General features: G+C 53.7%; 15 protein-coding genes. 9 read left to right on the top strand and 6 right to left on the bottom strand.

What is annotated here, in order from left to right; genetic code table 11:
* Positions 1-58 precede the first annotated feature (58 nt).
* The 4 genes from BTJ39_RS07150 to pncB all read right to left on the bottom strand — a co-directional run bounded on the left by BTJ39_RS07150 (position 59) and on the right by pncB (position 5699).
* Complete coding sequence (locus tag BTJ39_RS07150; protein WP_078001976.1) at positions 59-1249, bottom strand: amino acid aminotransferase; 1191 nt, start codon at positions 1247-1249, stop codon at positions 59-61.
* A gap of 194 nt (positions 1250-1443) precedes the next feature.
* Complete coding sequence (gene ompF / locus BTJ39_RS07145) at positions 1444-2616, bottom strand: porin OmpF (RefSeq protein WP_078001975.1); 1173 nt, start codon at positions 2614-2616, stop codon at positions 1444-1446.
* A gap of 311 nt (positions 2617-2927) precedes the next feature.
* Positions 2928-4328, bottom strand: a complete 1401-nt coding sequence (gene asnS, locus BTJ39_RS07140; RefSeq protein WP_078001974.1) for an asparagine--tRNA ligase — start codon at positions 4326-4328, stop codon at positions 2928-2930.
* Positions 4329-4493: 165 nt separating this feature from the next.
* On the bottom strand, positions 4494-5699 hold the full coding sequence (gene pncB / locus BTJ39_RS07135; RefSeq protein WP_078001973.1) for a nicotinate phosphoribosyltransferase: 1206 nt from the start codon (positions 5697-5699) through the stop codon (positions 4494-4496).
* A 261-nt stretch (positions 5700-5960) separates the two neighbouring features.
* Here pncB and pepN point away from each other — a divergent pair, with 261 nt between their 5' ends.
* The 3 genes from pepN to BTJ39_RS07120 all read left to right on the top strand — a co-directional run bounded on the left by pepN (position 5961) and on the right by BTJ39_RS07120 (position 10452).
* Positions 5961-8576 (top strand): aminopeptidase N, encoded by a 2616-nt coding sequence (gene pepN / locus BTJ39_RS07130; RefSeq protein ID WP_078001972.1) that lies wholly within the window; start codon positions 5961-5963, stop codon positions 8574-8576.
* 133 nt (positions 8577-8709) lie between these two features.
* Complete coding sequence (pyrD, locus tag BTJ39_RS07125; protein WP_078001971.1) at positions 8710-9720, top strand: quinone-dependent dihydroorotate dehydrogenase; 1011 nt, start codon at positions 8710-8712, stop codon at positions 9718-9720.
* Between the two features lie 189 nt (positions 9721-9909).
* Entirely contained in the window at positions 9910-10452 is a 543-nt protein-coding gene (locus BTJ39_RS07120) for a cell division protein ZapC (RefSeq protein ID WP_078001970.1), read from the top strand.
* Between the two features lie 14 nt (positions 10453-10466).
* Here BTJ39_RS07120 and BTJ39_RS07115 read toward each other — a convergent pair whose 3' ends face one another.
* A complete protein-coding gene (locus BTJ39_RS07115; RefSeq protein ID WP_078001969.1) occupies positions 10467-11576 on the bottom strand; it encodes a YcbX family protein in 1110 nt (369 codons plus the stop codon).
* Between the two features lie 105 nt (positions 11577-11681).
* Between BTJ39_RS07115 and rlmKL the strand changes: the two genes are divergently transcribed.
* The 6 genes from rlmKL to rmf all read left to right on the top strand — a co-directional run bounded on the left by rlmKL (position 11682) and on the right by rmf (position 19672).
* Positions 11682-13805: a bifunctional 23S rRNA (guanine(2069)-N(7))-methyltransferase RlmK/23S rRNA (guanine(2445)-N(2))-methyltransferase RlmL gene (rlmKL, locus tag BTJ39_RS07110; RefSeq protein ID WP_078002116.1), complete on the top strand. Its 2124-nt coding sequence runs from the start codon at positions 11682-11684 to the stop codon at positions 13803-13805.
* Positions 13805-15721, top strand: a complete 1917-nt coding sequence (locus BTJ39_RS07105) for an ABC transporter ATP-binding protein (RefSeq protein WP_078001968.1) — start codon at positions 13805-13807, stop codon at positions 15719-15721. The genes rlmKL and BTJ39_RS07105 overlap by 1 nt, the downstream gene beginning before the upstream one ends.
* Before the next feature lie 16 nt (positions 15722-15737).
* Positions 15738-17012, top strand: a complete 1275-nt coding sequence (gene pqiA, locus BTJ39_RS07100) for a membrane integrity-associated transporter subunit PqiA (RefSeq protein ID WP_078001967.1) — start codon at positions 15738-15740, stop codon at positions 17010-17012.
* Positions 16999-18642, top strand: a complete 1644-nt coding sequence (gene pqiB, locus BTJ39_RS07095; RefSeq protein ID WP_078001966.1) for an intermembrane transport protein PqiB — start codon at positions 16999-17001, stop codon at positions 18640-18642. The genes pqiA and pqiB overlap by 14 nt, the downstream gene beginning before the upstream one ends.
* The gene (gene pqiC, locus BTJ39_RS07090) at positions 18639-19223 is read left to right on the top strand and encodes a membrane integrity-associated transporter subunit PqiC (protein ID WP_078001965.1); all 585 of its coding nucleotides are present in this window, start codon (positions 18639-18641) and stop codon (positions 19221-19223) included. Before pqiB ends, pqiC begins: the two co-directional genes overlap by 4 nt.
* 278 nt (positions 19224-19501) lie before the next feature.
* Entirely contained in the window at positions 19502-19672 is a 171-nt protein-coding gene (gene rmf / locus BTJ39_RS07085) for a ribosome modulation factor (RefSeq protein ID WP_078001964.1), read from the top strand.
* Positions 19673-19729: 57 nt separating this feature from the next.
* Here the strand turns inward: rmf and fabA are convergent, their stop codons facing one another.
* Entirely contained in the window at positions 19730-20248 is a 519-nt protein-coding gene (gene fabA / locus BTJ39_RS07080; RefSeq protein WP_078001963.1) for a bifunctional 3-hydroxydecanoyl-ACP dehydratase/trans-2-decenoyl-ACP isomerase, read from the bottom strand.
* Positions 20249-20284 lie beyond the last annotated feature (36 nt).

Below are 20284 nucleotides of genomic sequence, written 5' to 3'. Positions count from 1 at the left end.
TAGCCAATAAAAAAGGCAACCTGCGTTGCCTTTCACCATTGGGTGCTATCGTGGTGCCTCAGAGTACGGCGACGATTGCTTCACACAGCGGCGCCATATTATCCGGGGTCATACCCGCTACGTTAACGCGCCCTGAATTGACCGCGTAAACAGCAAATTCTTCACGCAGGCGGATGACCTGATCTTTTGTCAGCCCACTGAATGAAAACATGCCGTTTTGTTGAATAATAAAGCTGAAATCCCGGCCAGCCCCTTTCTCCTGTAGCGTATTGACGAACAGCTGGCGCATACGCTGAATACGTTGGCGCATATCTGTCAGCTCTTGTTCCCAGATACTGCGCAGCGCCTGATTGCTGAGAATCGTCGCTACCACCGCCGCGCCGTGGGCAGGGGGGTTGGAGTAGTTGGCGCGAATGGTATATTTAACCTGGCTGAAGGCGGTGTCAGCCGTCGCGGCGTCTTTAGCTACCAGCGTCATGGCGCCAACGCGCTCATTATACAAACCAAAGTTCTTTGAATAGGAGCTGGCTACCAGCAGTTCAGCGTGGCGTTCGGCAAACAGGCGCAGGCCTGCAGCGTCTTCTTCCAGACCGTTGGCAAAACCCTGGTAGGCAAAGTCGAACAGCGGCAGCCAACCTTTAGACTTCGACAGCTCTGCCAGCTGCGCCCACTGCTCAACCGTCGGGTCGATGCCGGTCGGGTTGTGACAACATCCGTGGAATAAAACCACGTCGCCCGCTTGCGCCTGCTGCAGGCTGCTCAGCATACCGGCGAAATCAAGACGGTGATTATCGGCGTCATAATACTGGTATTCACAAACCTGCAGGCCGGCAGATTCAAACACGTTTTTATGGTTAGGCCAGCTGGGGTTGCTGACCCAGACGCGCTTCACGCCGGTTTGCGCCGCGAGGAAGTCAGCCGCAACGCGTAGCGCGCCGGTTCCGCCCGGCGTCTGCGCGGTGCGCGCGCGTTTTGCGCTGATGATTTGATTGTCAGCGCCAAACAGCAGCGCCTGCGTGCAGCGGGCAAATTCAGGCAGACCGTCAATGCTGAGGTAATTTTTGCTGGTTTCATTTTCCAGCAGGTACTGTTCGGCTTTTTTTACGCTGGTGAGAACCGGCGTCAGGCCAGTTTCATCTTTATAAACGCCAATACCAAGATTAATTTTATTCGGGCGCTCGTCGGCGCGGAAAAGATCGGCAAGACCAAGGATCGGGTCGGCGGGTGCGGCAGCAATGTTTTCAAACATGAGTGTTTATCCGTAGCGAAGTTCAATTCCAGAAGCAACCTCAGGTTAACGCCAGAGAATATAAATTCCAACCGTTTAGATGAAAAACTGCGGGGCGGATTGATGCAAATATAATTTCATGTTTAGCCAATAAAAAACGGGGCCAAAAGGCCCCGTTTTTTTCTGCTGTTAAACGCGTCAGCAGGGGAGTCGGATTAGAACTGGTAAACCAGGCCTACCGCTACAGTATCGTCATATCCGAGACCCAGTTTGTTGTCTTTATCAATCTGGTTGATGATGTAGTCAACATAGGTGGACATGTTTTTGTTGAAGTAGTAAGTTGCGCCCACTTCGTAGTATTTAACGATGTCAGCATCGCCAACGCCGTTGATGTCTTTGCCTTTGGTCTGAACGTAGCCGATTGACGGACGCAGGCCGAAGTCAAACTGGTACTGAGCAACAAACTCGATGGTCTGAGATTTTTTCGCATAGCCAGAGGTAGACAGGGTATCGCCAAACGCGTCGGTGCCGCCAGGGACGCCGATCGGAACTGCGTTACGGCCTTCGCTGTACATTGCAGACAGGTAAACGTTGTTGGCATCATATTTAACCGCAGTTGCCCAACGCTCAGCTTTAGAACCGCGACCAACATCACCAGTACCGGTGCTGATAGTGTTGCCCTGAGCATCTTTAGTGGTCAGCGTACCGCCGGCAGCCTGAGCGGCAGTACGGTTGTTCTGACCGTAGGCACCTACGATACCCAGACCGATGTCAGAGGTATAAGACGTTGATGCACCCCAGCCGTCGCCGTTAGCACGACGTACGTCTGTACGGTCATTTTTGCCCTGATATTGCAGTGCGAAATCCCAGCCTTTAACCAGGCCGAAGAAGTTGGTGTTACGGTAGGTCACGACGCCGGTAGTACGGCCGCCGGTTACGCCGGTATCGGTGTAAGCGGTATCACCACCGAACTCTGGCAGCATATCGGTCCAGCCCAGCGCATCGTAAACAACGCCGTAGTTACGACCGTAGTCGATTGAACCGAAGTCACCGAATTTCAGACCGGCGAAGCCCAGACGGGTTTTGTTGCCGTCCTGTGCGTCAGAACCTTCTGAATTGTTGAAGTTGAACTGGTATTCCCACTGGCCGTAACCGGTCAGCTGGTCGTTAATCTGAGTCTGACCTTTGAAGCCCAGACGGCCGTAGCTCTGGTCGCCGTTGCCAGCGTAAGCATTTTTGCCATCATTTTTAGAGAAGTAGTGGAGACCAACTGCTTTGCCGTACAGATCCAGCTTGTTGCCGTCTTTGTTATATACTTCTGCTGCGTTGGCCGCACCAGCAGCTAACAGTGCTGGGATCACCACTGCAAGAATGTTGCGCTTCATCATTAGTTATTACCCTCGTTGGAGTTATTTGGACACCTGCCACTGCCAGCATAATTTCTTTACAAAACGATATAAGAACTATGAAGAGAGTTTGGTGTCTTCCTGTGTCTGCACGCATCTTTCCATTCACCGCCACGATTATCTAGCGCGAAAATGCTACAAATCTCGCATCATAGTTACAAAAGGAAAAAATATGTATCAAAATGTAATTTTTATGGAACTTTGTGAGACAACTCAAAATTTACAAAAATAAAAAGAGGTCACCGGGGGTGACCTCTTTATATATATGAATTTCTTATATTTAATGCAGAAAATTAGAAACTGGCGCTGCGAGGCGTGCGTGGGAACGGGATAACGTCTCTTACATTTTGTATACCTGTGACATAGGCAATTAAACGTTCGAAACCTAATCCAAAGCCAGCATGCGGGACGGTGCCGTAACGGCGCAAATCTCTATACCACCAATAATCTTCTTTATTAAGCCCCATTTCTGCCAGCCGCCGGTCCAGAGCATCAAGACGCTCTTCACGCTGCGAACCGCCAATAATTTCGCCAATCCCCGGGGCCAGTACGTCCATTGCTGCGACGGTTTTACCATCGTCATTAAGGCGCATATAGAAGGCTTTGATGTCTTTCGGATAGTTTTTTACCACCACCGGCGCTTTGAAATGTTTCTCCGCCAGATAGCGTTCGTGCTCCGACGCCAAATCCACGCCCCAATAGACCGGGTTTTCAAATTTCTCGCCGCAATTTTCCAGAATCGTTACGGCATCGGTGTAATCCACCTGGGCGAAATCGGTAGTAACAAAACGCTGTAGTCGGGTGACGGCTTCTTTATCAACGCGCTCGGCGAAGAAGGTCATATCATCGGCGCGCTCTGTCAGTACGGCGTTAAAGACGTATTTCAGCATCGCTTCAGCCAGCGCCGCCGCATCGTTCAGATCGGCAAAAGCAATCTCAGGTTCGAGCATCCAGAACTCAGCAAGGTGACGGCTGGTGTTTGAGTTTTCCGCCCGGAAGGTCGGGCCGAAGGTATACACTTTTGACAGGGCACAGGCGTAGGTTTCGGCATTGAGCTGACCCGATACGGTAAGGAAGGCTTCCTTACCGAAAAAATCCTCGGCAAAATCAATTTTACCCTGCGGCGTGCGCGGTAAATTTTCCAAATCCAGGGTTGAAACGCGAAACATCTCGCCAGCCCCTTCGGTATCGGATGCGGTGATAAGCGGCGTTGAAACCCAGAAATAACCCTGCTCATCAAAGAAGCGATGCAGCGCCTGCGCCAGGGTATGACGTACGCGGGCTACCGCTCCGATCAGATTGGTACGCGGACGTAAATGCGCCACTTCGCGCAGGTACTCAATGCTATGACGTTTGGCCGCCATCGGGTAGGTATCCGGGTCTTCCACCCAGCCCGTTACCGCGACGTTTGTCGCCTGCAGCTCATAGCTTTGTCCTTCCCCCGGCGACTCCACCACTTTACCGCTAATCGTTACTGAACAGCCGGTCGTCAGGCGCAGCACGTCATCCTGGTAATTATTCAGAGAATTATTTATGACCGCCTGAATGGGATTAAAGCAGGAGCCGTCATAGACAGCGACAAAAGAAATACCGGCTTTTGAATCTCTTCGGGTACGTACCCAGCCGCGTACGGTGACTTCACTGTCAACCGCAATGCGACCCTGCAGTACATCCGCTACAGGCACTACGCTCATAAGTTTTCTCACTATTAGGTCAGTTATAAAATAGACCCTGTATTTCAGGGTATTGCTATGTTACTTGACGACTGTCAGGACACAAGCAGATTTGACGCTGTCAGGCAGAGAATTATATCAGGCGGCGGGGAAGAGCAAAGGCACCCTAGGTCAGGGTGCCTGGGATCAGCTGGCTTTTTTTACCAGCGGTAAATTGAACGCTTTATGCAGTGCGCGCACGAAGGCTTTATCGTGGCAGATCGTTTTGCCCGGGCTGTCTGAAAGTTTAGCCACCGGCTTACCGTTGCACTCGACCAGTTTAATCACAATGTTCAGCGGCTTCACCAGCGGAATATCACAGGTCAGCCGGGTGCCGATACCGAAAATAACGTTAGCGCGCTGCCCAAAGTGGCGATAAAGATCCAGGGCTTTGTCCAGATCGAGATTATCGGAAAATACCAGCGTCTTAGTTTGCGGATCGATTCCCAGCTTCTGATAGTGAACGATGGCTTTTTCGCCCCATTCAACCGGATCGCCAGAGTCGTGGCGCAGACCCTGATACTGACTGGCATATTCCAAGCCGAAGTCGCGCAGAAAGGCGTCCATGGTGATGCAGTCGGTGAGCGCGATGCCGAGCTGATCGGGATACTCCGCCAGCCAGGCTTCCAGCGCAGCACGCTGACTGTTGGCCAGCACCGGACTGATTTGCTGATGTGCCTGGAACCATTCATGGGCCTGGGTGCCAACCGGCGCCAGCTGCAGCTGACGAGCGAGATCGTAGTTGCTGGTGCCGACCAGCCAGGGAAAATCCGCTTTTAACGTACTGACGATTGCCAGCTGCACTTCGCGGGAGAAACGACGGCGCGTGCCGAAATCCATCAGTTTGAAACGGCTCATATCCATGCCGAGGGTTTGCTGCTTAAAGTCGCCAAGCTTTTCCTGCAGGCGCTCGACGGCCTGTCCGGCTGAAACCGCGGGTGAACGGTGACGATGGACCACTTCACTGATCAGGGCCAGCAATGGCACTTCCCACAGAATCACTTCCAGCCAGGGACCGCTAATACGAATATCGAGCTTGCCCTGATGATTACGCACTTTGACCTGCGTTGGGTCATAGCGGAAGGTGCGCAGCCAGTCGAGATAGTCCTGGCGGAAAAACGGCAGCGAAGACAGCCAGCTATATTCCCGATCGCTGAGTGCCAGGCTACGCATGTTTTCAATGTTGGCTGAAATCTCGTCAGCATAAAAGCCGAGTAGATCGTCGCCGCGGCAGCGAAACTCCGCCGTCACCGTTACCGACTGGTAACGATGGAAAACCGCCTGCTGCATATGTAACTTATAGGCATCAGTGTCCAGCAGACTCAGGAGTATAGGGGAAGCGTGTCGTGTCATGGTTGCGTTTCAGCATCCTCTGGCGAAGAGCGTTGTCCCTGGTTTTAAGTAAAAGACGGCGAAGTATAACCCGTTTCTTTAAAGAGTGAATCTGATCACAACAAAAAGCGTTGCGCGGGTCGAGATCATTCTGTGCCATTGTTATGTAATTGTATCAATAACTGCGATTTGCTGCCTGGAAATCGATTCAGCCATAGCAAGCTGGCGGCAAGCAGAATAGACTTACCTGGACTGACTTATATAACGCAAAGAGAAAGCCTTATGACTCAACTGCCGCAAGCCAAACATCGTCACGATTACCGAGCGCCTGATTATACCATCACCGATATCGATTTGACCTTTGATTTAGCCCCCGCCCGCACGCAGGTGACGGCAATCAGCCAGGTTAAGCGCCTTGGTGAAGACGGGGCGCCGCTAAGGCTGGATGGCGAGGACTTAACGCTGGTGGCAATTGAAGTTGACGGTCAGCCGTGGAGCAATTATCAGCTGGTAGAAGGTGGGCTGTTAATTAGCGGTCTGGCGGAGAATTTCACGCTTAAAATCGTCAACACTATTCAGCCGGATAACAACACCGCGCTGGAGGGACTCTACCAGTCGGGCGAGGCCCTGTGTACGCAGTGCGAAGCGGAAGGTTTTCGTCATATCACTTTTTATCCCGATCGCCCGGACGTGCTGGCGCGGTTTACCACCACCATCTATGCCGACAAGGCCCGCTATCCCTATCTGTTATCCAACGGTAACCGCATTGATGGCGGCGAGCTGGATCAGGGACGGCACTGGGTTAAATGGCAGGACCCCTTTCCTAAACCTTGCTATCTGTTTGCGCTGGTGGCGGGGGATTTCGACGTGCTGCGCGATAGTTTCCGCACGCGTTCAGGCCGCGATGTCGCGCTGGAAATTTTTGTTGATCGCGGCAACCTCGATCGCGCCGACTGGGCGATGACCTCGCTGAAAAACAGCATGAAATGGGATGAGCAGCGCTTTAATCTCGAATATGACCTCGACATTTTCATGATCGTCGCCGTCGACTTCTTCAATATGGGCGCGATGGAAAACAAAGGCCTTAACGTCTTTAACTCGAAGTACGTACTGGCCAAGGCCGAGACGGCGACCGACAAAGACTATCTTGGTATTGAAGCGGTCATCGGCCACGAATATTTCCATAACTGGACCGGCAACCGGGTAACCTGCCGTGACTGGTTTCAGCTGAGCCTGAAAGAGGGGCTGACGGTATTTCGCGATCAGGAGTTCAGTTCCGATCTGGGATCGCGCGCGGTTAACCGCATTGATAACGTGCGTGTGATGCGCGGTGCCCAGTTCGCTGAAGATGCCAGCCCGATGGCCCACCCGATCCGTCCGGATCAGGTGATTGAAATGAATAACTTCTACACCCTGACCGTATATGAGAAAGGATCGGAAGTTATTCGCATGATGCACACGCTGTTGGGTGAAGAGAACTTCCAGAAAGGGATGGCGCTCTATTTCGAACGTCATGACGGTAGCGCTGCGACCTGCGATGACTTTGTCCAGGCGATGGAAGACGCTTCCAATGTCGATCTTTCGCAATTCCGCCGTTGGTACAGCCAGTCAGGTACGCCGCTGCTGACGGTGCGCGACGACTATAATCCGGAACTGGAGCAGTATACGCTGCACGTGCAGCAAATGACGCCGCCGACGGCCGATCAGAAAGAGAAGCTGCCGCTGCATATCCCGCTGGATATCGAACTGTACGATAACGAGGGCAACGTTATTCCGCTGCAGCACAATGGCCATCCGGTGCATCATGTGCTGAACATTACCGAAGAATTTCAGAGCTTCGTATTCGACAAGGTTTATTTCCAACCGGTCCCCGCGCTACTGCGCGAGTTTTCCGCGCCGGTTAAGCTGGACTATAAATGGAGCGATGCGCAGCTGACCTTCCTGATGCGCCATTCCCGCAATGATTTTTCCCGCTGGGACGCAGCGCAAAGCCTGCTGGCAACCTATATCAAACTCAACGTTGCGCGCTATCAGCAGCAGCAGCCGCTTTCACTGCCGCTGCACGTGGCCGATGCTTTCCGCGCGGTTCTGTTGGATGAGCGTGGCGATCCTGCGTTGATGGCATTGATTCTGACGCTGCCGGGAGAGAACGAAATCGCCGAGCTGTTCAGCACTATCGATCCGCTGGCAATTGCTGCCGTGCGCCATGCGCTGCAGCAAACGCTGGCGTCTGAGCTGGCGGATGAATTGCTGGCGGTGTACAACGCAAATCAGCAGGATGAGTACCGCGTTGAGCATGCTGATATTGGTAAACGCGCGCTGAAAAATGTCTGCCTGAGCTACCTGGCCTTGGGCGAGCCCGCTCAGGCCGATGCGCTGGTGCGCCGGCAGTATCAACAGGCAAATAATATGACCGACGCGCTGGCGGCGCTGGCGGCGGCGGTAGCGGCGCAGCTGCCTTGCAAAGAGGCGTTGATGACCGCCTTCGACGATCGCTGGCATCAGGATGGCCTGGTGATGGATAAATGGTTTGTGCTTCAGGCCACCAGTCCGGCTGCCGGCGTGCAGGAACAGGTTCGGGCATTGTTGAAACATCGCTCCTTTTCCCTGAGCAACCCTAACCGCATTCGTTCGCTGATCGGGGCGTTTGCCTCAGCGAACCCGGCGGCATTCCATGCCCGCGACGGCAGTGGTTATCAGTTGCTGGTTGAGATCCTGACCGATCTCAATACCCGCAACCCGCAGGTTGCGGCGCGCATGATCGAACCGTTAATTCGCCTTAAACGCTATGACAGCGAGCGTCAGGCCTTAATGCGTCAGGCGCTTGAGACGCTACAGGGGCTTGATAAGCTTTCGGGGGATCTGTATGAGAAGATCACCCGCGCGTTGAATGCCTGACGGCATTTCATCAATCGGGCGCCTGAGGGCGCCCTTTTTCTTTCAGGTGATTCTTTGCTGAAGGACATTTTATTTTCGGCCCTGTATAGCGGATAATCACGCCCCGACTTGCATCGGGAACTCAGGAGAGTACATGGTCTACCCCCTTGTTCGACAGGCTTTGTTCCGGCTCGATCCGGAACGCGCCCATGAATTTACCTTTAAGCAATTGCGATTGATTAGCGGCACACCGTTTGAGGGATTGATCCGCCAGTCACTTAGCGGGCGATCCGTGAAGTGCATGGGACTCACCTTTAAAAATCCGCTGGGCCTGGCGGCCGGATTGGATAAAAACGGTGAATGTATTGATGCGTTTGCCGCGATGGGGTTTGGTTTTATTGAAATAGGCACCGTCACGCCACGCCCGCAGGCGGGCAACGATAAGCCAAGGATGTTTCGTCTGCTGGAAGCGGAAGGCATTATAAATCGCATGGGATTCAACAACCTGGGTGTTGATCACCTGGTTGAGAACGTAAAAAAAGCGCGCTTTGACGGGGTGCTGGGCATCAATATTGGCAAGAATAAAGACACGCCGGTGGAGCAGGGTAAGGATGATTATTTAACCTGTATAAATAAAATCTATCCGTATGCGGGCTACATTACCATTAATATTTCTTCACCAAATACCCCTGGATTACGCACCCTTCAATATGGTGAGGCGTTGGATGATCTATTAAGCGCCATCAAGAATAAGCAAAAAGAACTGGAAGTTAAGCACCATAAATATGTACCCGTGGTTGTTAAGATCGCGCCGGATCTTTCCGAAGCGGAATTGATCCAAATAGCCGATAGTCTGATCCGACATAATATTGATGGCGTGATTGCCACAAATACTACGCTCGATCGTAGCCTGGTGCAGGGATTAAAATATGCGGACGAAGCGGGGGGGCTAAGCGGCCGTCCCGTTCAGCTTCGTTCTACTGAGGTGGTTCGCCGTCTGGCGGAAGAGCTACAAGGTAAACTTCCTATTATTGGCGTGGGCGGCATTGATTCGCTGCTGGCAGCCCGGGAAAAAATTGCTGCCGGGGCTTCGCTGGTACAAATATATTCTGGATTTATTTACAAAGGGCCGCCGTTGATAAAACAAATTGTGAACTACCTCTAAGGTAATTCTCATATAACGTGGTCAGGGGCTTTATTTTCGCCTCTGGCTCGTTTATATTTTATCCTGTTTATTGTTATTTTATTGCCGCTGGCTTTTTTGTGTGTCAAATATCGCTTAACTCAACCGATTTTAAGACGAGCGGGCAGCAGATTTGTAACTAATTATTTAATTCAGGGTATAGGGCATATTATGAGGATTAAACCTGACGATAACTGGCGTTGGTTCTTCGATGACGAGCAGGACAGAATGATGCTCGATCTCGCTGATGGCATGCTTTTTCGTTCACGTTTCCCACGTAAGATGCTCACGCCGGACGCTTTCAGCGAAAACCGCTTTTGCGTTGATGACGCGGCATTGTATTTCAATTTTGAAGAAAAATGCCGTCAGTGTGGATTGAATGCCGATCAGCGTGCCGAGCTGATATTAAATGCGCTGGTGGCGTTACGCTTTCTGAAACCGCTGATGCCGAAAAGCTGGCATTTTGTTTCGCAGTCGCAAGGTCACTGCCCTGAATCCGGCGAACGCGTTGCCGTAACTCTGTGCGAAAACGGCGAGCGTGCTGAACTGCTGGTGGTCGAAAACGGTGAAAACGCCGCGCTCTGCTTGCTGGCGCAGCCGCAGCTCATGGTCGCCGGACGCACCATGATACTGGGAGATGCAATCAAGGTTATGCACGACCGCCTGATGCCTTCTCCGCAAGCTGGCGCTTTACGTTACGACCGCGCCGTCTGACAAAGCGGCGCTTTTCAGGCCAGGCTAATATCCCCGGCGGGAATGCAACTGCACGACAAAATCGTGCCATCGTCAGCAACGGCACTCTGCTTCATCGGCTTTACTTCCCCGGATATCAGCGTCATACGACAGCTGCCGCAAATCCCCGCCCGGCAGGAATAAGGGATACGAAATCCATGCATTTCCAACTGCTCCAGTAAAACCTGCTGATTGTTTCCTTTTACCGTTTTACCCTGGTAATGAATCGCGACGTCCTGAGGTTTGCCATTATCCGGCTGTATTGACTTAACCACCTTGCCGGCACCGTAGGCTCGCGGAGATTTACGAGCTAAAACCTGCATCTCATCGCCGGCGCGTAGCACGCCGCTGTTGCGGGCGACCAGATTAAGGCCGAAATCAATATCACCGCTGCCGTCCGTCGCCGAACGAAAGCTTTGCAGCGTAGCGAGTGGTTCGCCGTCCGGATGTTTGCGGCCGCGCTCGGTGCTGACAGTGGTCAGAATGCAGCGGCTGCAGGGCTTGGTGACGTCGAATGTTACGCCACCGATGCGGAGAGTTTGCCAGTCGTCTTCATCCCACGCCTGCGCGCCAGTGACGACCAGATTAGGGCGAAACTGTTCGATTTTTATCCCGGCTGGCGCCCGCTGTTGCAGATCGCGAAAAGACGATTCGTTAATCAGCAGATACGGAAAGCCGTCGGCGAAGCCCAACGGTACCTGTTCAAAATGCTGGACGCGGCGGCTCATTTGCCTGCCGACCCAGCGTAGCTGGACCGGATGGGGAAAATAGTGACTAAGCCAGTTATTGATCACTTCCGGCGCAATCTGCGAGGTAAAATGTTGGCCCCAGACTTCGGTCGGCGCAGCCTGCGGCAGAAAGTCCTGGAAACGCACGGCGACGCTGCTATCGTCCGGCGCGGTAAGGTAAAGCCCATCGGCGGTCAGCGCCGGCGTAAACAGCACCATTTGTGGAAACTGGCGGGCGGTAAGGAAGGTTCCGCTATCATCGCTAATCATAAAGGTACGATCGAAAGCCAGTCCGCTCTCCAGCGCCTGGGCATGCGAAACTTGCAGCCCGCGCATTGATTTAATCGGGTGGATGAACAGGCGTGAAAGCGAAATCATTAAAGTTCCTTGCTTCAGTTGAAACGAAAAAAAGCTAACTTTATGACATGTGACGCGCATTCGCTATAATGCGCAACAATTTTTAAGAAGACGATAAGTGACATGATGAAATCTCTGTTTGCCAGTACGGCGCGCGGTCTTGAAGAGCTGTTAAAAACTGAACTGGAACAGCTGGGCGCCGAACAGTGCCAGGTCGTCCAGGGTGGCGTGCATTACCAGGGCGACGATCGTCTGATGTATCAGTCGCTGATGTGGAGCCGACTGGCTTCACGCATTTTGCTGCCGCTGACCGAATGTGGCGTTTACAGCGATCTGGATCTTTATCTTGGCGTCCAGGCCATTGACTGGACCGCCATGTTCACCGGCGATAAAAGCTTCGCGGTGCATTTTAGCGGCACCAATGAGGTGATTCGCAACAGCCAGTACGGGGCGTTGAAAGTCAAAGATGCCATCGTTGACAGCTTCACGCGTAAAAATCTCGCCCGACCTGACGTTGACCGCGAGCGCCCTGATATTCGCGTGAACGTCTGGCTCAATAAAGATACGGCCAGCATTGCGCTCGATCTGAGCGGAGAAGGATTGCATCAGCGTGGTTATCGCCAGCAGGCCGGACAGGCGCCGCTGAAAGAAAATCTGGCGGCGGCAATTGTACTGCGCTCCGGGTGGCGGCCCGGCACGCCGCTGGTCGATCCTATGTGCGGCTCCGGCACCTTGCTGATTGAGGCGGCAATGATGGCCACCGATCGCGCCCCGGGGCTGCATCGCACTCACTGGGGATTCCGCGGCTGGTCGCAGTTTGATGAGGCGCTGTGGAAAAGCGTCTGCAGCGAGGCACAGGTGCGTGCGCGTCGGGGCTTGCAGGAAACCCCTTCACGCTTCTTTGGCTACGATAACGATGGCCGGGTACTGGAGCAGGCGAAAGCGAATGCGCGTCGCGCCGGCGTTGCCGAGTTGGTCAGCTTTGCAAAGCAGGATGCAATCAACCTGACCAATCCGCTGGCACAGGGGGAGGCTGGAACCCTGGTCAGCAATCCCCCTTACGGTGAGCGACTGGAAAGCGAACCGGCGCTGATTGCGCTGCACAGCCAGCTGGGGCGCCGGCTAAAACAACATTTCGGCGGCTGGCAGCTGTCGTTGTTCAGCGCCTCCGTCGATTTGCTCAGCTGCCTGCAGCTTCGTGCCGACCGGCAGTTTAAAGCGAAAAACGGCCCGCTGGACTGCGTACAGAAAAATTACCGTCTGGCTGCCAGCAGCAGCGAGACGACGTCAGCAGAAATCGCGGCAGATTATGCAAACCGGCTGCGTAAGAACCTGAAAAAAATTGATAAATGGGCAAATCAGGAAGGGATCGACTGCTACCGGATATACGATGCCGATCTGCCGGAGTATAACGTGGCTGTCGATCGCTATGCCGACTGGGTTGTCATTCAGGAATATGCGGCGCCAAAAACCATCGATGCGGCCCGCGCGCGCCAGCGACTGTTCGACGCCATTTCAGCGACGCTGTCAGTGCTGGAAATTCCGGCTAATCGTCTGGTGCTGAAAACCCGTGAGAAGCAGAAAGGTAAAAGCCAGTATCAGAAGCTGAGCGAGAAGGGCGACAGCTTCGAAGTACGGGAATATGATGCCAGACTGTGGGTTAACCTGACGGATTATCTGGATACCGGCTTATTTCTCGACCATCGTATTGCCCGCCGCATGCTGGGTGAAATGAGTAAAGGCAAAGACTTCCTTAATCTGTTTGCTTATACCGGTAGTGCCAGCGTTCATGCCGGGCTGGGCGGCGCGCGCTCGACTACCACGGTGGATATGTCACGCACCTATCTGGAATGGGCTGAACGCAACCTGCGTCTCAATGGCCTGACCGGGCGTCAGCATCGGCTGATGCAGGCCGACTGTCTCGGCTGGATGAGTGAAACCGACGAGCAGTTCGACCTTATCTTTATCGATCCGCCGACGTTCTCTAATTCAAAACGTATGGAAGATAGCTTTGACGTTCAGCGGGATCACCTGCGGCTGATGGGCGATCTGAAGCGGCTGCTGCGCCCCGGCGGCACCGTTATGTTTTCCAACAACCGACGCGGCTTTAAAATGGACCATGACGGACTGAAATCCCTTGGCCTGCAAGCCAAAGAAATCACCGCACAGACCCAGTCGCAGGATTTTGTCCGTAACCGTCAGATTCACAACTGCTGGCTGATTAAGCACGCCGGTAAGGAAACAGTTTAATGTCACTGATCAGTATTCATGGCGCATGGCTGTCATTCAGCGATGCGCCGCTGTTGGATAATACCGAGCTGCATATCGAAGAAAACGAGCGGGTTTGTCTGGTTGGCCGCAACGGCGCCGGTAAATCGACGCTGATGAAGATTATCAACCGTGAACAGCCGCTGGATGATGGTCGCGTGGTCTATGAAAACGACCTGATCGTTGCCCGTCTGCAGCAGGATCCGCCGCGCGATATCGTTGGTTCAGTTTATGACTTTGTCGCAGAAGGGGTAGAAGAACAGGCGGAATATCTTAAAGCCTATCACGCGATTTCTCATGCGGTGATGGACGATGCCAGTGAAAAGAACCTCAATGAAATGGCGCGTCTGCAAACTATTCTCGACCATCAGAATCTCTGGCAGCTGGAAAGCCGCATTAACGATGTGCTGCAGCAGATTGGTTTGCAGCCGGATATGCCGCTCTCTTCGCTGTCAGGCGGCTGGCTGCGTAAGGCAGCCCTGGGGCGCGCGCTGGTTAGCAATCCCCGGGTGCTGTTGCTCGACGAGCCGACGAACCACCTGGATATTGAAACTATTGACTGGCTGGAAGGCTTCCTTAAAGGTTTTCAGGGCAGCATTGTTTTCATCTCCCACGACCGCTCATTTATTCGCAACATGGCGACCCGCATCGTCGATCTCGATCGTGGCAAGCTGGTTTCCTGGCCGGGAGATTATGATCTTTACCTCAGCGGAAAAGAAGAAGCGCTGCGGGTGGAAGAGATGCAAAACGCGGAGTTCGATCGCAAGCTGGCGCAGGAGGAAGTGTGGATCCGTCAGGGCATTAAGGCCCGCCGCACGCGCAATGAGGGCCGGGTACGGGCGCTGAAAGCGCTACGGCGCGAACGTTCGGAACGTCGCGAAGTGATGGGCAAAGCCAATATGCAGGTGGGTGAAGCCAGTCGCTCCGGTAAAATCGTCTTTGAGCTGGAGCAGGTCAATTACAGCACGGCGGAAAAGACCCTGGTGAACGCGTTTTCCGCTCAGGTCCAGCGTGGCGATAAGATCGCGCTGATTGGCCCCAATGGCTGCGGCAAAACCACGTTATTGCGTTTAATGCTCAGCCAGCTGAACGCGGACAGCGGTCGGGTACACTGCGGTACTAAGCTGGAAGTTGCCTATTTCGATCAGCATCGGGCCGATCTCGATCCTGAGCGCACGGTTATGGATAACCTGGCGGAAGGTAAGCAGGAGGTGATGGTAAACGGCAAGCCGCGACACGTGCTGGGCTATTTGCAGGATTTCCTCTTCCATCCGAAGCGGGCAATGACGCCGGTACGCGCGCTGTCAGGCGGCGAGCGCAACCGTCTTTTACTGGCAAAATTATTTCTTAAGCCCAGCAACCTGTTGATCCTCGATGAGCCGACCAACGATCTTGATGTGGAGACGCTGGAGCTGCTTGAGGAGTTGATCGAGGGCTATCAGGGAACGGTGCTGCTGGTTAGCCATGACCGGCAGTTTGTTGATAATACCGTGACGGAATGCTGGATTTTTGAGGGCAATGGCGAAATCGGCGCCTTTGTTGGTGGCTATCATGATGCTCAACTGCAACGCGCCGCCTGGAAACAAGCGCGCCAGCCCGTTAAAGCCCCTGCCGCGACCACCAGTAAAAACGAAACGGCAAAGAGCGAACCGCTAAAACGAAGCGCCAGTAAGCTAAGCTACAAGTTACAACGTGAACTTGAGCTGCTACCGGAACAGCTGGAAACGCTGGAGCTGACTCTGGCGGCGCTACAGTCGCAGGTGAGCGAGCCCGCCTTCTTTAATCAGTCTCACGACGTTACCCAGCCGGTACTGGATGAGCTGGCCGCAGCCGAACGGGCGCTGGAAACCGCCTTTGAGCGCTGGGAGTACCTTGAATCGCTGAAAGACAGCGACTAAACCACAGGAGAGGTGCATGTGTGCATCACACCCCGCGGAACAATGGATGCTCTGTCCGCAGTGCGATCTGATGACCCATCTTCCGGCGGTGCAGCCGGGGCAAAAAGCGCGCTGTCCGCGCTGCCATACCACGCTGTTAACGCGTTGGCGTGATACGCGTAAGCGTTCTACCGGCTATACCCTGGCGGCGTTGTTTATGCTATTGCTGGCGAATCTGTTTCCTTTTATCAGCATGCACGTAGCGGGACTCAGCAGCCAGATTACCTTGTGGCGCATTCCCGAAGTGATGATTAATGAGGACTACGCCAGTCTGGCAACATTGTTTTTGCTGCTGGTTCAGGGCGTGCCGGCGCTGTGTATGCTCACCATTTTATTGCTGGTTAACCGGGTTGGCTTGCCGCTGGGATGGAAACGCGTGATGACCCGGGTGCTGTTCCACCTTAAAACCTGGGGAATGGCCGAAATTTTTCTGGTCGGCGTGCTGGTCAGCTTCGTCAAGCTGATGGCCTATGGCGATATTGGCCTGGGGAGCAGCTTTTTCCCCTGGTGCCTGTTCTGTCTGCTACAGCTGCGCGCTTTTATGTGCATTGATAAGCGTTTGCTGTGGCAGGAGGTTGCTCCCTTGCCGGCATTGCCAGCAGTGCCGGTAGCGGGCGTAAGCGGATTAAGCCAACAAATGCGCTCTTGTCGCTGCTGCGCAGCGGTGCTCCCCGCGCAGCAAATTGTCTGTCCGCGCTGCCATACGCGCGGCGCGGCGCGTCGTCGCCACAGCCTGCAGTGGACGCTGTCGCTGCTTCTTACCTCCTTGATGCTGTATATCCCCGCCAATTTACTGCCAATCATGGTAACCCAGGCGCTGGGAAGTAAAATCACCTCGACGATTATGGCGGGTGTGGTGCTGCTGTGGGGAGAGGGATCTTACCCTGTTGCCCTGGTTATTTTTATCGCCAGCATTATGGTGCCTTCGCTAAAAATGCTGGCAATAGCCTGGCTTTGCTGGGATGCCGCAGGCTATGGCAGGCGTGACAGTGAAAAAATGCAGCTGATTTATGAGGTGGTTGAATTTGTTGGCCGCTGGTCGATGACTGACGTATTTGTCATTGCTATTCTCTCCGCGCTGGTCAGGATGGGGCAGCTGATGAGTATTTATCCGGCTATCGGCGCATTACTGTTTGCGTTGGTGGTGATTCTGACCATGATTGCGTCTATGACCTTTGATTCCCGTCTGACGTGGGATCGTGAGCGCTCTGCGCACAAAAACGGGAAGGAGCTGAAACTTGCAGGAGAATAATCCGGGCTCGGCCCAGATAGAACAGATCAAACGCTGGTCGCCGGTGTGGATCGTACCGATTGTCACCCTGCTGATTGGCGGGTGGATCCTGTTCTGGCATTACAGTCATCAGGGGCCGGAAGTGACGCTCATTACCACCAACGCCGAAGGTATTGAAGGGGGTAAAACGGCGATAAAAAGCCGCAGCGTTGACGTTGGCGTCGTGGAGAGTGCCGTTCTGACCGACGATCTGCATCATGTAAAGATCACCGCACGCCTTAATGCCGGCATGGAAAAGCTGCTGCATGGCGACAGCGTTTTCTGGGTAGTGAAACCGACGATTGGCCGTTCGGGCATCAGCGGTCTGGGGACGTTGCTGTCGGGGGCTTATATTGAATTGCAGCCGGGCAGCAAAGGCAGCGAGCCAAAAGAGTACAAGCTGCTGGATGCGCCACCGCTGGCACCCCCTGATGCGAAAGGGATACATATCACGTTGGACAGCGGCAAAGCAGGCCAGCTGAATTCCGGCGATCCGGTATTGTTTCGCGGCTATCGGGTCGGCTCGGTGGAAACCGCGCATTTTGATACCGAAAAACGCATGATGACCTATCAGCTGTTTATCACTGCGCCTTATGATCGGCTGGTCACGACCAATGTACGCTTCTGGAAAGATAGCGGTATTGCCGTCGATATGTCGGCTTCGGGTATGCGTGTCGAAATGGGATCGCTGACCACGCTGTTTAGCGGCGGGGTGAGTTTTGATGTGCCGCAGGGATGGGATCTAGGCCAACTGGCGAAGAACCAGGCTGAATATCGCCTGTTTGACGATCAGCGTAGTATCCAGGATTCGCTTTATACTGAGCACCAGGACTTCCTGATGTTCTTCAACCAGTCGATCAGAGGTCTGCAGCCCGGCGCGCCCGTTGAGTTTCGCGGCATTCGCCTTGGCACCGTTACCGAAGTGCCGTTTAGATCAATGCCTGTCGCGCAGCGGTTGGATAATGACTACCGTATTCCGGTGCTGATCCGCATCGAACCCGACCGTTTCCGCAGCATGTTGGGTAATGACTTTAATATCGACCAGCATCTGAAAACCGGTATAAAGCAGGGCCTGCGCGCTTCGCTGAAAACCGGCAATTTGCTGACCGGCGCGCTCTATGTTGATCTCGATTTTTATCATAACGCTAAAGCATACAGCGGTCCCGGCTCGGTAGCAGGCTATGAGGTGGTCCCTACGATTGATGGCGGTCTGAATCAGATCCAGCAGAAGCTGGTGGCAGTGCTGGATAAGATTAACAATTTGCCCATTGATCCCATGCTGAACGAAGCGACCAGAACGCTGAAGCAGAGCCAGCGTTCAATGCGCGATCTGGACCGCACGCTGACTAGCCTCAATAAGATTATCAGCAGTAAAGAGATGCAGAAGCTGCCGGCGGATATGCAGCAGACGCTACGTGACGTTAACCGCAGCCTGCGGGGCGTGCAGCCGGGGTCGCCGGCCTATAACCGCATGGTGTCCGATATGCAGCGCCTGGATCAGGTGCTGCGTGAGCTGCAGCCGGTATTGCGTACGCTTAATACCAAGAGCAATGCGTTAGTGTTTGAGGCTAAGCCGGGCCACGATCCTCAGCCAAAGAGGGCAGATAAATGATGAAATGGATCCCCGCGTTAATGGTGGCGCTCACGCTGAGCGCCTGCGGCAGTTCTTCGCAGCCGTCCTATTACCAGATCCCGCTGACAGATTCGCCAGTGAATGCGCAGCTGCAAAATACCGCCGGCGCTCATCCGGCGGCGATCTGGGTTGATCGTGTCACGATGCCGGACTATTTATCCGGCAACGGCGTGGTGTACCAGACCAGCAGCGTTAAATATGTCATGGCCTCCAGCCATCTCTGGGCCAGTCCGCTCGATCAACAACTCAAGCAGGCGCTGGTCAGCGACTTATCAGCTCAGCTGCCGGGTCGGGTAGTGTCCGCCGCGCCGCTGGGAGAGCGGCCTGATACCCTTAGCGTTAATGTTACTGGTTTCCAGGGACGTTACGACGGCAAAGCGGTTGTCAGCGGAGACTGGATATTGCAACGGGGAGACCACATTGAGCGGCGAGGATTCTCGCTGGTGCTAGCGCAGCGCGCCGATGGCTATGATGCCTTAGTCAAAACCTTAGGGCAGGGATGGCAACGGGTTTCTGCACAAATTGCCCGCCATCTGGCCGACTCCTCAGTAAATAAATAATAATTATTATCTTCTTTAAGTCCTTGATTGCTGGTGGATGAAAATTCGTCAGGATCGGGGACTTTTTAATTGTCCTTCAGGCTATTAGCAGCATAAAAAGCCAACCTAAAGCGCAGCGGTAACATAACTTTACAAGTCATTTTGATGACATTGGCGTGAAATTTGCGCATTGATCTTTCTGGCGGCAAGAGTTAAAACCAATTTTATGGCTGCTTTAAAAAGTAGCCATTGCTTTCTTAACATCCGAATTCCACCAGTCAAAATGAGGGAAACAAGGCATGAAGAGACAGAAAAGAGACCGACTTGAACGCGCGCATTCTCGCGGTTATCAGGCAGGTATTAGCGGACGCTCTAAAGAGATGTGTCCCTATCAAATGGTTGATGCACGGTCTCACTGGTTGGGAGGTTGGCGACAAGCCATGGAGGACAGGACGACGGCAATAGCCTGATTCTGTTCGTTGTCAGGAAAGAACCTCCGCCAGCGCGGAGGTTTATTTTTTTGCAGGTCAGAAAGCGCTGGTATCTTTAAACAGGCCAACTTTTAAATCGGTGGCGGTATAGATAACATGACCGTCAACCAGTACTTCGCCATCCGCTACGCCCATAACCAGTTTACGACTGATGACGCGTTTAAAATGGATGCGATAGCTTACTTTCTTCGCCGTTGGCAGTACCTGGCCGGTGAACTTAACTTCACCCACGCCCAGCGCACGGCCTTTGCCTTCTGAACCTAACCAGCCGAGGTAGAAGCCAACCAGCTGCCACATTGCGTCCAGCCCCAGACAGCCAGGCATCACCGGATCGTTAATAAAATGACAGCCAAAGAACCACAGGTCCGGCTTGATATCCAGCTCTGCTTCGACATAGCCCTTATGGTAATTGCCACCGGTTTCGTTCATTTCGACCACGCGGTCCATCATCAGCATATTGCCCGCCGGAAGGGGAGGACCTCCTGCGCCGAATAGCTCACCGCGACCTGAGGCAATCAGGTCTTCTTTAGAGTAGGAATCGCGTTTATCTACCATATCGTTCTTTAGCCCTATTTTCGTGAGTGTCGAAGA

This window comes from Izhakiella australiensis, from assembly GCF_002006995.1.
Taxonomy (GTDB): Bacteria; Pseudomonadota; Gammaproteobacteria; order Enterobacterales; family Enterobacteriaceae; genus Izhakiella; species Izhakiella australiensis.
This window is presented reverse-complemented; position numbering and strand designations above follow the sequence as displayed.